This window comes from Rhizobium sp. R86522 (assembly GCF_042466255.1).
Taxonomy (GTDB): domain Bacteria; phylum Pseudomonadota; class Alphaproteobacteria; order Rhizobiales; family Rhizobiaceae; genus Allorhizobium.
Window position 1 is genome coordinate 1 of the sequence record NZ_JAXHBX010000002.1, and the last position, 13219, is coordinate 13219.

The window sequence follows — 13219 nt, forward strand, 5'->3', positions numbered from 1 at the left end:
GAATCTGGCGGATCTCGTCCCGCTGAACTCGGTATGGTCAGGTAACACGGTGGCGCCGTGCCCGTTTTATCCGCCGAACTCCCCGCCGCTGATGCAAGTCGCTTCGGGCTCAACGCCATTCCGTCTCAACCTACATGTCGACGATGTCGGCCACACCCTGATCTTCGGACCTACGGGTTCGGGTAAATCGACCCTGCTCGCCTTAATCGCTGCGCAGTTCCGCCGCTATGATTTCGCCCAGATCTTTGCCTTCGACAAGGGCAACTCGCTCCTGCCCCTGACGCTTGCTGCCGGCGGCGATCACTATGAAATTGGCAACGACCAGAGCGGGGAGGGGAGAGCGCTGGCATTCTGCCCGCTCTTCGATCTTTCGACAGATGGCGATCGAGCATGGGCGACCGAGTGGATCGAAACGCTTGTCGCCCTGCAGGGCGTTACCATCACGCCGGACCACCGTAATGCAATCTCTCGCCAGATCGGGCTGATGGCGACAGCACCCGGAAAGTCGCTATCGGACTTCGTCAGCGGCGTGCAGATGCGCGAAATCAAGGATGCACTCTATCACTATACGGTCGATGGCCCGATGGGTCAGCTTCTAGACGCTGAAGAGGATGGCCTGACGCTTCGAGCGTTTCAGTGCTTCGAGATCGAGCAGCTCATGAACTTGGGCGAGCGTAATCTGGTGCCCGTCCTCACCTATCTCTTCCACCGGATCGAGAAGCGGCTCGACGGCTCACCTAGTCTTATTCTCCTCGACGAGGCTTGGCTGATGCTCGGCCATCCCGGGTTTCGCGACAAGATCCGGGAATGGCTGAAGGTTCTCCGCAAAGCCAATTGCGCGGTCGTTCTGGCGACGCAATCCATCTCCGACGCTGAGCGCTCCGGCATCATCGACGTGCTGAAGGAATCCTGCCCGACCAAGATCTGCTTGCCGAATGGCGCTGCGCGCGAGCCGGGCACGCGGGAATTCTACGAACGGATTGGCTTCAACGAGCGTCAGATCGAGATCGTTTCGGGTGCCATCCCCAAGCGCGAATACTACGTCGCCACGCCAGACGGACGGCGGCTCTTCGACATGTCGCTCGGGCCAGTGGCGCTGAGCTTTGTGGGCGCATCGGGAAAGGAAGACCTGAAGCGCATCAGAGCGCTGAAGGCGGAACACGGCCAGGAATGGCCGACCCATTGGCTTGAATCGAGAGGAGTTCACGATGCCACGTCGCACCTCAACGTCCGGTAACTGGATCGTCGCAACGATGACTGCGGCAATCGCGCTGTCGCCGATTGTTTCCGCCCATGCAGGGTCAGCAACGGGCGCTGCCACCGAATGGACGCAGCTCGCCAACAATGCGCAGCTCATCGACCTTCTGAAAAGCTCCGGCCTGCAGGTCGACAATCAGTTGACCCAGATCACGCAACTCGCCGAGCAAATCCAGAACCAGCTGAAGATCTATGAGAACATGCTGCAGAACACGGCGCAGCTCCCTGATCATATCTGGGGCCAGGTCGAAAGCGATCTCAACCGTCTGCGCAGCATTGTTGATCAAGGGCAGAGCATCTCTTTCTCGATGGGCAATGCCGACGACGTCCTTCAGCAGCGGTTCAATAGCTATGCGGATCTGAAAACCAACCTGCCGAACGCCGAGTCTTTCTCGAACACCTACCAATCCTGGTCGGACACGAACAGGGACACGATCGGCAGCACTCTGAAAGCAGCCAGTCTGACAGCGGATCAGTTCGATACCGAGGAGGGCACGATGAGTTCGCTGCGATCGATGTCGGAGTCGGCCGACGGACAAATGAAGGCCCTCCAGGTCGGACACCAGATTGCCGCCCAGCAGGTTTCCCAAATGCAGAAGCTGCGTGGTCTTGTCTCGCAGCAAATGACGATGATGGGGACATGGCTCCAGACCGAGCAGACGGACAAGGACCTCGCACAGGCCCGGCGTGAGAAATTCTTCAATGCCGACGTTACCACGATCCCGAGTGGCCAGAAGATGGAGCCACGCTGGTGAGCCGCCCGGTCCTCGTCATGGTGCTGGTCATGGTCGCTGCGGCGGCTTCCGCCACCACTTTTTATTTCGTCCAGGCAAACGCCCCGGCATCACCCGAGATGAGCGAAGAGCAACGGATCACCCGTGAGAAATTTTTCGGCACATCCAAGGAGCTGCCCCCGATCGAAAAAGGTCAGGAGATGCGGCCGCGATGGTAAAGCGAAATCTTGAGCGAGCCTTCGTGCTCGGCGGCATAGCCTGCCTGGTCCTCGCCACCCCAGCGTTCGCGCAGCAAGGACAGGTCCTGACAGAGCTTGAAAACCAGGTCTCTGCTGCCGCGAAGGGGTGGGAGACCACCATAATGGACGCGGCAAGGTCGCTATTCTGGATCCTTGCGGGGATCGAGGTCGGCATCGCCGCCGCCTGGCTCGCCATACAAGCCGCGTCGCTTGATAGCTGGTTCGCTGAACTCGTCCGACGGATCATGTTTATCGGCTTCTTCGCGTTCGTTCTAACCCAGGGACCAACGCTTGCGAGGGACGTCGTCAACAGCCTCTATCAGATCGGCGCTGGCGGCGGATCGGCTTCGCCGGCCGAAGTGTTCGATGCCGGTATACGGGTGGCTTCGCAGATGTCCGAGCAGGCGAAGTTCGGGGTGTTCGAGGACAATGCGCTTGCGATCGCCGCCGTCCTGGCGATGGGGGTTGTGGTGATTTGCTTCTCGCTCGTGGCCGCAATCTTCGTCGCGGTGATGGTCGAGATGTATGTCGGACTACTCGCCGGCATGATCATGCTCGGCTTGGGCGGCTCGTCCTTCACCAAGGATTTTGCCGTCCGTTATCTGGTCTATGCCTTCGGCGTCGGTATGAAGCTCATGGCCTTGGTCATGATCGCTAAAATTGGCTCGGAAGTGCTCCTCGGACTGGCACAAGGACCGACGGCGGAAACGGATCAGTTTATCACCACATTGGCGATCGCGGGCATCTCTGTCGTGATCTTCATAATCGCAATGTACGTTCCCAACATCATCCAGGGCGTCGTTCAAGGTGCATCCGTCACGGGCGGCATGGAAACCATTCGTCACGGCGGCCAGACGACATCATTTGCTCTCGGCACAGCATCGCTTGCCGCAGGTGCAGTGGGCGCAGGCGCTGCAGCAGCCCAATCCGCGCGGGCTGCGGGATCATCTGTGGCAGGTGCCACACTTCGCGGCATGAGTGCTGGCATCGGATCGGCAGGAAGGGCTGCAAGCTCCGCCGTGAAAGAAAAGGCGATCGGTTCGCCCGGCGCCTATGCCGGTTCGATCATGGGGCTCGCCAACGCCAAGCTCGATCAGGCTCGCACAGGGCATAGCAGCCCGACACCACCTCCCGAACGACACAACACCTAATTATCAGGAAGGCAAAAGCGATGGCAGCAAATCAGCCGCCCGACAGCCCTTACCTTGCCGCCCGGCAGGAATGGACGGAACGATATGGATCCTATGTCCAGGCCGCACGCGCATGGAGGATCGTCGGCATTCTTGGGCTATCGATGGCCGTGATTGGCTTCACCTATGCCATGTATCTCAGCACGCAGGTCAAGCTGGTGCCCTACATCGTCGAAGTCGATAAACTCGGCACGTCGGTGACAGCAGGCTTCCCCCAGCAGATCGAGTACGCCGATGCCCGGGTCGTTCGCGCAACGCTCGGCAACTTCATCACAAGCCTGAAATCGATCACGCCGGATGCCGTGGTGCAGAAGCAATACATCGACCGGACCTACGCGCTGCTCAGGACATCCGATCCTTCCACCCAGAAGATCAATGCCTGGTTCCGCGGCAACTCGCCGTTCGAAAAGGCGAAGACATCGACCGTCGCCATCGAGGTCAACAACATCGTAGCGCTGTCCAACCAGACCTATCAGATCGACTGGACCGAATATGAGCGCGATCGCAAGGGCAAGGAGACCGGCACGAGGCGGTTCCGCGGCATCGCGACGGTCGCGCTCACCGCTCCACAGGACGAGGCGATCATCCGCCTCAACCCGATCGGTCTTTATGTCCAGGACTTCGACTGGACTGCACAGCTTTAAGGGCAGGGGAATTGACATGCACAGAACAGGATTGATCGCGGCCGTCGGCTGCATGGTGGGACTCGTCCTCGCGGATTGCGCGGCCGCACAGAGCATGACGTCGAACGAGGTGAAGGGGACCAACCTCTCGCGGAAGTGGCGGGGGACGCCGGGTCTAGTCACGACGGGACCTGATGGCAAAGTGATCTTTCTGTTCGGCGAAACCCAGCCCTCGGCTGTGTGCTCGCCGCTTCAGGTTTGTGACATCGAGCTGCAGGGTGGCGAGATCGTCCGAGACGTGCTTGTCGGTGACACGGTCCGCTGGAAGGTAGAACCGGCGACGTCTGGAGCAACCGGTGGACAGGCGATCCACCTGATCGTCAAGCCGTCCGAGGCCGGCCTCGTCACGTCAATGGTCGTCACGACCTCTCGACGAACCTACCATATCCAGCTTAAATCCCATCCCAGCCAGTATATGGCGCGGATCGGCTTCGAGTATCCGGAAGATGTGTCGACCAAGCTGGCTGACATCAATGCCCGGCTCGAGACTGGCGGCACTCCCGGAACTGCTCCAGATAAGCTGAACTTCGCCTATTCGGTTAGCGGCGGAGCCTCATGGCGGCCGAAGCGCGTCTATTCCGATGGCGTCAAAACCTACATCCAGTTTCCACGGTCCATCTCTGGGCAGGACGCTCCGGTGCTATTCGTCGTCAGCGGCGGCCAGAACCGCATCGTCAACTACCGCATGAAGAACGACGTGATGATCGTCGACTACGCCGTCGACAAAGCCGTGCTTGTCTCCGGGGTTGGTTGGCGCCAGCAAAAGATCACCATCCGGCGCGGAGGTTGACCGATGAACAAGTCCCTTGCCGCCATCATCATCACTGCCATCCTTTCCGGTTGCCAGACTGCGGATGAAATGCAGACCACAAGCGCCACTCCGATTTCTGTTACAGGGGCCACCGCAAGCGCAATCGCCGGCGATATGGCGAGCCGCCTCGCCGAACAGGTCGGCCCGGCTGGCGCCACGACGCTCAAAATGGAAAAAGATACCTCCGAATACGCCGCCGCTCTTGAGGCCGCGCTAAAGGGATGGGGGTACACGGTCGCTACCGATGAGAAAGCCGGTAAGGATCAGAAGCCTGTCGAGTTTACGTGGTCAATCGACAGTTTCGACGGTCAAGTACTGGCGCAAGTCAGCACACCAGCCGTTGCGCTTGGTCGGGTCTATACGGCGACGTCATCAGGCGCGACACCTGCCAGTCCGCTTTCGGTCATGCAGCGAAACTGAGGGAAGGCGAGACAATGGTTCAATCGCTCCAGCTCGGCACGGGGGGTAGTTCTGACGATCAACAGAGCATGCGACGCCTCAATCGCCTGCCAATCATCGTCGCTATAGTCATCATTGTTCTGTTTTTCGGCGTGGTCATCATCGGCCTTTCGTGGCGTGGCCTTTCCCTCAACCGGGGAAACGAGCTCGACACCGGTACCACTGCGCCTGCCACTTCATTTGGCGATCAGCTGAAGCGTGGCGTATCCGATGGAATCATCGGTGAGCCGGACCAACGGGAAGTATTCCAGCCGACACCTGTCGTTATCGAGCGTGAGCGCGTGAGAGAGCCGGTGGTGGAACGTCAAGAAGTCACCCGAACGGAGCGCAGAACGCAACTCGAGCCAGAGGCTGAGTGGCGAGCGCGGCTTAAGCGCGAACAAGATGAGCAGATTCTGCGTGAGGCACAGCGCCAGCGAATGGCAAGCATGCAGGCTCGCGCAACAGCGCTAGACTCCCCGCTCAAGGTAGATGTGTCCGAAGTGCAGAGAAGCTCGTCGGAAACCGCAATCGATGCCCGTCAACCGCTCAATTCCATGACGAACAGCGCATCCGATCTTTACAGCGCCGCGATGAAGTCCGGATTACTCGGACAGAACGTCGATCAAAACGGCCAGACCTCAAAGGAAGACTTCTTCAACCAGGACATCAAGGATCTTGGCTATCTGGCAAACCAAGTGGTCCCGCAGCTCTCGCTCTACGAGCTGAAGCGTGGGTCTGTCATCCCTGCGACCATGATCACGGGCCTGAACTCCGACCTTCCGGGCAGGATTTCGGCACATGTCAGCCAGAATGTCTATGATAGCGCCACGGGCTACCGGCTGCTCATTCCGCAGGGGGCGAAACTCTTTGGTCGTTACGATTCCAAGTTATCTTTCGGGCAGGAGCGCGTATTGGTCGTCTGGACGGACCTCATATTCCCGAATGGATCGACACTTCAGCTCGGTGGCATGGCCGGCACGGACATGGAGGGCTATGGCGGCTTCAAGGACAAGGTCGATCGCCACATTTGGCGTACGTTTGGCTCTGCCGCGCTCGTTGCCATCATCGGCACAGGCATCGATATGTCGATGCCTGATAGCTCGACGCTCGCGACGCAGGATACCGCGTCTGACGCGGCCCGTCGGAATTTTGCCGAGAGCTTCGGCCGAGTGGCCGAGCAAAGCATCTCGAAAAATCTGAATGTCCAACCGACGGTCAGGATACGGCCGGGCTACAAGTTTAACGTATTGGTAGATCAGGACATCGTCTTTCCAGCCGCGTATCGCGACTAGCCGAACAGGCCTGCCCTGCAAATGCCACAGACAGATTGAATCGTTATGACCTAATGCAATCTTGCATGGCTAAAAACTATCATTTAATAGTCAACTTTAAAGCCGCATGCTCTTCTGCGGCGACTTATCTCGGAGCCATCGCGCCCTGAGCCGAGCGCATCTCTGGATGACTGCAACTGTGCTGCAGTCACACCCTCAGTCGAAGGAGGCTGTAAATTGAATCAATGGTTTGAGCACTTGACCGAGCAGGTCGCCCTGGCTCACGACGAAGCAGCAGTGAGGGCCACCCTGGAAAAACTCAGTCAGGAGGCAGGTTTTGGCGTTTATGCGTATTTGAGCCTTCAGGCAGAAACCCACACGGCAATCTCAAACTATGACATAGAGTGGCAGCAGCGATATCTCGAAAGAGCATATGCATTGATTGATCCAGTCGTACGAAGCGCGCGCGGCAAGCTTGAGGCCTTCGCGTGGTCCAATGAAGCATCAATGCGCATGAGCAAGGAGCGCAGGGCCTTCTACGGAGAGGCCGGTGAGTTCGGAATCCGATCAGGGATTACCATTCCGATCAAGGCGGGCTTCGGGCGTATGGCGATGCTTACACTTGCCTCAGCAGATGCGGACTTCGCCCAAGGACAACAGTTGAACCCCGTCCTTGCGGCTTCGGCGGTCGCGCAACTGCATGCGAGGATCGAAGGCCTGGGAGCGAAGCCAACATTTCGAACGCCAATTCGATTGAAGTCGGATGAGTTGACCTGCCTGCGATGGTCGGCCGAGGGCAAATCGATGCGTGCAATCGCGATCATCGAGAACACCTCTTATGCCAATGTCGCGTTCTTCCTTCGCAATGCCAAGGCTGCATTGGGTGCGACGACCTTGCCGCAGGCGACAGCCATGGCCACGAAATTAGCCCTTATTTGAGTTAGTGTCCCTTTGATCTCGGCATGTCCGGAATGTAACCCAGAATGTCGAGAAGCGTGGACACGACCGTCTGCTGGGCATGCACCGCAATCATCGCCCGTATATAATCTTGGCTTGCCTCGCGCGCCGTCTCTGAGTCGGTTGCGGCATCGACTTTCGCTTCGAGCATCACTGCGTCGTTGCGCAAGCGGCGATGTTTCTCAATCTCGCGCACAACATGGCGCTCGATCTCCTCAGGCGGTTGATCACTCATCAAACCGATGAGTGGACGCAATATGAGTTTGTTGTCAGACACAGGCCCGGCTGCACTTGTTTTAAACATGATCGATCCAGTTACTGCCCATATGCGGTCGCTGTAAACCGTCTTAAAAATCTGACATGCAGCGGGGCAAGCCGATATAAAAATCAGTTACATACTATAGTTGATAAACTTAAAGTATGTAAACAGTGATCGTCCGCGCATGCATATGCGCAAGCTGGGCGGCCGAAATTTCGCCCGCCTCCGTCGGGAAAAAGGCCTGACGCAGAAGGATGTCGAAGCGCGCTTGGAGTGAGCCAAATCGAACTGGTCACGCCCGACGAAACAGACTGATCAAGCGAGGCTCTCTTCACTGGTTAGTCTATCGGAAAGCTCTGCGATCGTACGGACTACCGAGGTCCCACTTCACAATGCGCAGTGAAGTCGCTATATGTTCTCTACAAGGAGAATGATTATGGCTCAGACGTCGCGTGCCTACACACCCGCAGAAGCAGCCGCCGTCAGCGAAATCGCCGTGAAATCGGTACACAACGCCATCGACAAGCGGATCATCGCACGACGGCGTTCCGAAGAAGAGGGTAGGGCACTCTCTGACGATGACTTGCTGCGTCTCAAGCTGTGGTACGGGGTCGGCTCGATCTTGTCCGCCGAGCGCCGCCAGCGGCTTTTCGACACGATTGACCAGAATCCGGACGCCGATACTGTACGGGCAGATGACTATCTGATCGTCGATGTTGCCCGCGCCCGCGAGCAGCTTGCTGCGCGTGCGGAGGCACTTCGGGAAGCTGAGCGGGCGATTGAATCCGTGAAGGGTGTCCTTAGTGGCGAACCTGTTTTCAACAAGACCCGCGTCCCTGTCAGGACGATTGCCGCAATGAAGGCTCAGGGTGCGAGCACCGACGAGATCGTCGAGGGATATCCGGCGCTTACCGCACGGATGGTTGAACTCGCGGAGATCTGGACGGCCGCCAACCCTGCAAGGGGTCGGCCTCGCAAGCTTTCCGACCTTGGCGCCACCATGAAGTCGTCAAGGCGGCTCCCACTTTCGAAGGCTGCCAACAGGCCATCAGGCAGCTGATACCCTGAAGTTCCAGATTGATGAATGCCTGCACACTTCGCTGGTGGCGTTGGATCATGCGGCATCATAAAGTTAAGCAACCCGCAGACCGATGGAGCTAGATGTCAGCAAACCGTCCCGGCCGCTATCTTGCGCAATCATCCTCCTCATACATGTTTCAGATCAGGCTTCCGTCGGAGCTTGATCACGGCCGACCGCTCATCCGGATCAGTCTGAAAACAAGGAAGCTTTCAGAGGCGCGTCGGTTGGCCGAAGCTTTAGCCGTTAAAGCGCGACTTTCCTTCAAGGCTGAGCTCCGGAAGATCAGGCAGATCAGTGAAGGACTTGTGGCGACACCATCCATCGAGGCTCCAGAGGCAGGTCGCGAGGAAGGTACGCAACTGGCTATCGCCACGAAAAACTGGCTGAAGGCTGAGCTGGCGCTCATGGGAGAGGGCCGACATCCTCCAGCGGACGGCGAAGGAGGAAAGCCCCTCTCGTCGCCTAACCATGATCTTGAGCAACGTATCAAACTTGCAGCACAGATGGCAGTTGACGAGTTCTTGCTGGAGGCAGCCGAGCGTGTCAGGCGAAAGACCGAAGCAAAGTTGGCAGAAGCTGCCACGCAAATTTTGGATGAGAGGTTTTGCCCATCGGTCACCCCAACGGCTGCCTCTCCGGGAAACTCTGATCCCTTACCGTCAAGGCGTAAAAAGCTGCCGGCATTCAAGCGAAAGCCGACTCTGTCATCTGATCGCTCTGAAATTGGTGGCGGCACGGTTCCCGCTTTTCTGCGCGATCGCAGGACAGTGCCACGTAAGAGGTCGAAACTTCCAAGGTTCAGCGTTGTCGTTGACGACTATCTGAAACTCCGGGCCATGGTCGCGTCTGGAAATATGAAGGACGTCCAAAGCGCGGGCTCAAGGATTTCGGTTTTTCTGGATCTGATCGGTGACCATCCGGTCGACCGCTACGAGGCCGCCGATCTGCAGGCCTTCGTCCTGCTGATGGCAGACTGGCCAGCCAGGCCAAGCCTGCGAAATCAAGGCTCCGCCTGGGAAGTGCTCGAAGAGGCAAGGCGGCTTGGCCATCGGCCCTTGGCTGAAAAATCAGTAAAAGACGGCTATGTGGCAGCAGTCCGGGCAGCAATGCGATCGGGAATGACGTCCCATTCCTATCGGGATCCCTTCCAGGATGTGTCCTTGCGTTATCCATCAAGTCTTGCCCCATCGCGAGAGACCGCTTCGCTCAGCGCAAAACAGCTGACGAGCCTTTTCCGCATCGGTGTTGACACGGGCCACATGGATGCAGCCATCCTGCCGCTGCTGGCGCATCTGACGGGGCGACGGCTTTCGGCTCTGATCTATCTCAGAGGGATCGATATCGTTGAAAAATTCGACAATGTCTGGGTCGCGCAACCGAAAAGCCTCGTCGAAATCGAGGGGCGGACGCGTAGGGTTCCCCTGAAGACCAAAGCGAGCTTAAGCTTTTTCGTGCTGCACGAGTTCTTCCACCGCATCGGTTTCATTGAGTGGGCGTTGAGCCGCGGCAATCGGTTTCTATTCCCGGATTTGGTGCGACTTTCTGATCCCTCCAAGAGTGCCTCTCAATACATGCAGCGCCTGTTCAAGAAGGCGGGGATTGAGCCCGGCTGTGGCGAGGTCTTCCATTCCTTGCGGGCTCAATACATCGACGATTTGCGTGATCACGAGGTCAGCCTGCGCGCAGGCAGGATTCAGGTTGGCCATTCGGTCGGGGCTGACGTCAACGCACATTACGGCTTGAAGTCACTTACCGAGGCATCAGCTATGGCTCTCGCTCGTTTGCCGATGAGATCAGATGTGGACTACTCTATGTTCGAAGCGCTCGATTTCAGGCGGATGTTGAGGAATTGGCGCAGCAAAGGGGTGCGTGGCGGTGTGCCGGCGGCGGAAGAGCAAGACGGCAAGAGTTCTGACTAGGTTCGGCTTCGGTCAAAACCAGATCGTTGCAATTGCTCCATCTCCCCGCTTCATCAAAGCCGGGACGCAAGACCGCTGACGCACTTCTGCCGGGCGTGCCCAAGCATAGCGGTGCCCATTGTCCTTAACGATGGCCAGCTCACTGCTGGATGTTCTGCCCCAGTCGGTCGGGAAATTGGGCGGTGGCGGGCAGCTCAATGCCGAGGCTCGCCGATTGCCGAAGCTGCGTTGTCAAACCCGCCGTCCCTATGGCGGTCGCAAGGCTGTGTAGAGTGTCAGGCGAGCCGAACGCCTTCAGCGTTGCGCCTAGATCGCCCAATCTGTTGACCAGCGAGACGGCAGTCTTGATGATCAGCGGCTGCAACCCCGCGCGCAGGCTGGTAGTGAGTGAGGTAGACATCGCGGCGATTACGCGGTTCCGGCCGTCAGCGCGGTTGCGATCACCGTCACCCCCTTCGCACCGGTCTCGGTCAGCCGCTAGCTCTTGTAGCCCCCTCGCGGAACTCGGCATTGACGGCCTGCCAGAACTTGGCGGCAAGGGTAGGCTCATTACGTTGATCATTTATGATGAAGGCTAGGCGGGGCGAGCTGGAGAGCTGGTCGAGCGAGGCGGGGATGTCGTCGCCGGCCTCGATCTCGACATTCCGGATGGCCTCTTCGACGCGACCCTGATCGCGCTCTTTCTACCAGAACAGATCTTCCTCGCGCTTGAAGTCCTCGGAGACGCTCTGGTTGGTGTCGGCCAGGTCGGTGTCGGTCAGAAATGCTCGCCAGCAGAATCGATGGCGGCTATGGCCGCGTCAATAGCAGCACCACGCCAGCAAAAAGCCTTATCGAGCGAGGCGGTTCTCGTCATCGATCACCATGAGACGAGATGGTGCCTCGTCGCCCCAGTGCCAAAGAACGAGATTAAGATCGCTTGCCGATGAACCATGCGCAAAACTCCTTACGAGCAATGCGTGATAGCCATCATTAATCAGTTGGCGAGCAAAGGCCTGTGTTCTTGCCTCCTCGCTCGCTTTCATCTGGTCGCGCCATGTGATGTCTGCGAGTGCTGCAGCATCCATCCCGTAAGCCGTCAGAGCGGCCTCGTTCGTGCTGTCGAAGACACGCTCGATGTTCGCCCTGTAAGAGACGATTGTTGTCGGCTGCAAGCTTCCGACCTGATTGCACTCGCGGATGGCGGTCATGATCGAAAGGGAAGTGTAAAGGGCAGGCACGCCCTTGTTGTTGAAACGCCCGCCATAACGTTGCGCCCCGTAACCAGATCGCGGTTCACGGGCGTAGATCGGGTTAAGTGCCCTGTACAACTCGCCCTTAAACATCGTGCAAAGCTCGACTAGGCGTGGATGCCGGCATCGACGGCGTCGATATAGTCAAGCACATCATCGGCCCTTCCATCTCGGACAAGCTGCATTGCAGTCAGGCCTGAAAAACCGGGCAGGGGTTGTGAACGATACCAGGCATAGGCCATGAGCGCGGAACCGAAACGAGGCTCGACCTTATTGATGATCTCCGCCACTTCGCGCAAACGTCGCTGCGTTTTGTCTGAACGGATCCGGTCCTTTCGTTGAACCGCATCCTTGCCAAGGCCCGCCGTTCGGGCGATGTCCTCGCTGGTCGTCCGCAAGGTCTCCGCAATCTTACGTGGCGAAAACAATCCGTTATCGGCATATTGGGCAAGGCTCATGGTCGCTATATCCACTGTCTTTAGCCGGTTATCTTGACGCAATATAGCGTCAGATTTGCTGAGCTTCAAGGGGAGCGGCTCGCGCGGCCAAGCGTAAATTTAAAGCGCGGACTCAAAAAGGCGTCGTGGCCGCAGTCCTCGCGACGGCTGCAGTGTATTTGCAAAACATTATAATGGCCTGTGACAGCCGGCCAGTTTTCGGTCATAGGCCCCGATGGAAAGCACGCCATGGCGCCCGGCAGTACAGCTTCCGCGACAATCGATCCCTGAAATCTAGGAGCGTGACAAAGCGTGATCGTGGCCCATATTACGTCTTCGTAAGGAGATGCGATGCGCAACGATCAGATCACTTCCTTTGTCAAAGAGGTCCTGAATACGGGCGCTACGCTCTATGCCGCGGGCGAAAAACACTATTTCTTTGGCGATCTGGATGTCCCGGATGACAAAGCCGAAGAGATTGTCGCGCGCGTCAACGGCATTTGTCAGCGTTATGGCCCGCGCGATCACCTGCGGACCGAGATTGCCATTCATCTCACAAGCCTTGGGCTGAGTATCGATGTCAATGGCGAGTGCCCCGTGCTGCGCTGGCTCGATCGCTCGATACCGTCAAAAACCCTTGCTGGGGACGATGTAAGCGGTGATATGCACACACGAGAGCCGGATTAGAGATGGCCATCGGCAACTGCG

General features: G+C 58.0%; 15 protein-coding genes and 2 pseudogenes. 13 read left to right on the forward strand and 4 right to left on the reverse strand.

What is annotated here, in order from left to right:
* The 9 genes and pseudogenes from SJY08_RS22280 to SJY08_RS22320 all read left to right on the forward strand — a co-directional run.
* Window positions 1-1237: pseudogene (locus tag SJY08_RS22280) on the forward strand (conjugal transfer protein TrbE); the annotation flags it as partial.
* Window positions 1209-2012: a P-type conjugative transfer protein TrbJ gene (gene trbJ / locus SJY08_RS22285; protein WP_113462197.1), complete on the forward strand. Its 804-nt coding sequence runs from the start codon at window positions 1209-1211 to the stop codon at window positions 2010-2012. The pseudogene SJY08_RS22280 and the gene trbJ, both read left to right, overlap by 29 nt.
* Window positions 2009-2209, forward strand: a complete 201-nt coding sequence (trbK, locus tag SJY08_RS22290) for an entry exclusion protein TrbK (RefSeq protein WP_377278777.1) — start codon at window positions 2009-2011, stop codon at window positions 2207-2209. The genes trbJ and trbK overlap by 4 nt, the downstream gene beginning before the upstream one ends.
* Window positions 2203-3381, forward strand: a complete 1179-nt coding sequence (gene trbL / locus SJY08_RS22295; RefSeq protein WP_377278780.1) for a P-type conjugative transfer protein TrbL — start codon at window positions 2203-2205, stop codon at window positions 3379-3381. The genes trbK and trbL overlap by 7 nt, the downstream gene beginning before the upstream one ends.
* A 20-nt stretch (window positions 3382-3401) precedes the next feature.
* Window positions 3402-4064 carry a conjugal transfer protein TrbF gene (locus SJY08_RS22300; protein ID WP_097143207.1) on the forward strand — a complete coding sequence of 221 codons (663 nt, stop codon included), beginning with the start codon at window positions 3402-3404 and terminating at the stop codon, window positions 4062-4064.
* 16 nt (window positions 4065-4080) lie between these two features.
* Window positions 4081-4893, forward strand: a complete 813-nt coding sequence (gene trbG / locus SJY08_RS22305; protein ID WP_377278782.1) for a P-type conjugative transfer protein TrbG — start codon at window positions 4081-4083, stop codon at window positions 4891-4893.
* A gap of 3 nt (window positions 4894-4896) precedes the next feature.
* Window positions 4897-5334 carry a conjugal transfer protein TrbH gene (trbH, locus tag SJY08_RS22310; RefSeq protein WP_377278785.1) on the forward strand — a complete coding sequence of 146 codons (438 nt, stop codon included), beginning with the start codon at window positions 4897-4899 and terminating at the stop codon, window positions 5332-5334.
* 14 nt (window positions 5335-5348) lie between these two features.
* Window positions 5349-6647: an IncP-type conjugal transfer protein TrbI gene (gene trbI, locus SJY08_RS22315; RefSeq protein WP_377278787.1), complete on the forward strand. Its 1299-nt coding sequence runs from the start codon at window positions 5349-5351 to the stop codon at window positions 6645-6647.
* Between the two features lie 216 nt (window positions 6648-6863).
* Window positions 6864-7565 (forward strand): autoinducer binding domain-containing protein, encoded by a 702-nt coding sequence (locus SJY08_RS22320; RefSeq protein ID WP_377278789.1) that lies wholly within the window; start codon window positions 6864-6866, stop codon window positions 7563-7565.
* Window position 7566: 1 nt separating this feature from the next.
* On the opposite strand, the gene SJY08_RS22325 is transcribed toward SJY08_RS22320, so the two are convergent.
* Complete coding sequence (locus SJY08_RS22325; RefSeq protein ID WP_377278791.1) at window positions 7567-7887, reverse strand: transcriptional repressor TraM; 321 nt, start codon at window positions 7885-7887, stop codon at window positions 7567-7569.
* Between the two features lie 139 nt (window positions 7888-8026).
* Here SJY08_RS22325 and SJY08_RS22330 point away from each other — a divergent pair.
* The 3 genes and pseudogenes from SJY08_RS22330 to SJY08_RS22340 all read left to right on the forward strand — a co-directional run.
* Window positions 8027-8110, forward strand: a pseudogene (locus tag SJY08_RS22330) (transcriptional regulator); the annotation flags it as partial.
* A gap of 168 nt (window positions 8111-8278) precedes the next feature.
* On the forward strand, window positions 8279-8902 hold the full coding sequence (locus SJY08_RS22335) for a DUF433 domain-containing protein (RefSeq protein WP_377278793.1): 624 nt from the start codon (window positions 8279-8281) through the stop codon (window positions 8900-8902).
* A 101-nt stretch (window positions 8903-9003) separates the two neighbouring features.
* On the forward strand, window positions 9004-10842 hold the full coding sequence (locus tag SJY08_RS22340) for a DUF6538 domain-containing protein (protein ID WP_377278795.1): 1839 nt from the start codon (window positions 9004-9006) through the stop codon (window positions 10840-10842).
* 139 nt (window positions 10843-10981) lie between these two features.
* Here the strand turns inward: SJY08_RS22340 and SJY08_RS22345 are convergent, their stop codons facing one another.
* The 3 genes from SJY08_RS22345 to SJY08_RS22355 form a co-directional block, all read right to left on the reverse strand.
* Window positions 10982-11242 (reverse strand): DUF637 domain-containing protein, encoded by a 261-nt coding sequence (locus SJY08_RS22345; RefSeq protein WP_377278797.1) that lies wholly within the window; start codon window positions 11240-11242, stop codon window positions 10982-10984.
* A gap of 430 nt (window positions 11243-11672) precedes the next feature.
* The gene (locus SJY08_RS22350; RefSeq protein ID WP_377278799.1) at window positions 11673-12167 is read right to left on the reverse strand and encodes an RES family NAD+ phosphorylase; all 495 of its coding nucleotides are present in this window, start codon (window positions 12165-12167) and stop codon (window positions 11673-11675) included.
* A gap of 14 nt (window positions 12168-12181) precedes the next feature.
* Window positions 12182-12532, reverse strand: a complete 351-nt coding sequence (locus tag SJY08_RS22355; RefSeq protein WP_377278801.1) for an MbcA/ParS/Xre antitoxin family protein — start codon at window positions 12530-12532, stop codon at window positions 12182-12184.
* A gap of 330 nt (window positions 12533-12862) precedes the next feature.
* On the opposite strand from SJY08_RS22355, the gene SJY08_RS22360 reads away from it, so the two are divergent.
* A complete protein-coding gene (locus SJY08_RS22360; protein WP_377278803.1) occupies window positions 12863-13198 on the forward strand; it encodes a hypothetical protein in 336 nt (111 codons plus the stop codon).
* Window positions 13199-13219 lie beyond the last annotated feature (21 nt).

Excerpts from the sequence above, each read along its gene's own strand:
- trbJ (WP_113462197.1), top strand. The coding sequence starts at position 1,209 with ATGCCACGTCGCACCTCAACGTCCGGTAACTGGATCGTCGCAACGATG.
- trbL (WP_377278780.1), top strand. The coding sequence starts at position 2,203 with ATGGTAAAGCGAAATCTTGAGCGAGCCTTCGTGCTCGGCGGCATAGCC.
- SJY08_RS22300 (WP_097143207.1), top strand. The coding sequence starts at position 3,402 with ATGGCAGCAAATCAGCCGCCCGACAGCCCTTACCTTGCCGCCCGGCAG.
- trbG (WP_377278782.1), top strand. The coding sequence starts at position 4,081 with ATGCACAGAACAGGATTGATCGCGGCCGTCGGCTGCATGGTGGGACTC.
- trbH (WP_377278785.1), top strand. The coding sequence starts at position 4,897 with ATGAACAAGTCCCTTGCCGCCATCATCATCACTGCCATCCTTTCCGGT.
- trbI (WP_377278787.1), top strand. The coding sequence starts at position 5,349 with ATGGTTCAATCGCTCCAGCTCGGCACGGGGGGTAGTTCTGACGATCAA.
- SJY08_RS22325 (WP_377278791.1), bottom strand. The coding sequence starts at position 7,887 with ATGTTTAAAACAAGTGCAGCCGGGCCTGTGTCTGACAACAAACTCATA.
- SJY08_RS22335 (WP_377278793.1), top strand. The coding sequence starts at position 8,279 with ATGGCTCAGACGTCGCGTGCCTACACACCCGCAGAAGCAGCCGCCGTC.
- SJY08_RS22340 (WP_377278795.1), top strand. The coding sequence starts at position 9,004 with ATGTCAGCAAACCGTCCCGGCCGCTATCTTGCGCAATCATCCTCCTCA.
- SJY08_RS22345 (WP_377278797.1), bottom strand. The coding sequence starts at position 11,242 with ATGTCTACCTCACTCACTACCAGCCTGCGCGCGGGGTTGCAGCCGCTG.
- SJY08_RS22350 (WP_377278799.1), bottom strand. The coding sequence starts at position 12,167 with ATGTTTAAGGGCGAGTTGTACAGGGCACTTAACCCGATCTACGCCCGT.
- SJY08_RS22355 (WP_377278801.1), bottom strand. The coding sequence starts at position 12,532 with ATGAGCCTTGCCCAATATGCCGATAACGGATTGTTTTCGCCACGTAAG.
- SJY08_RS22360 (WP_377278803.1), top strand. The coding sequence starts at position 12,863 with ATGCGCAACGATCAGATCACTTCCTTTGTCAAAGAGGTCCTGAATACG.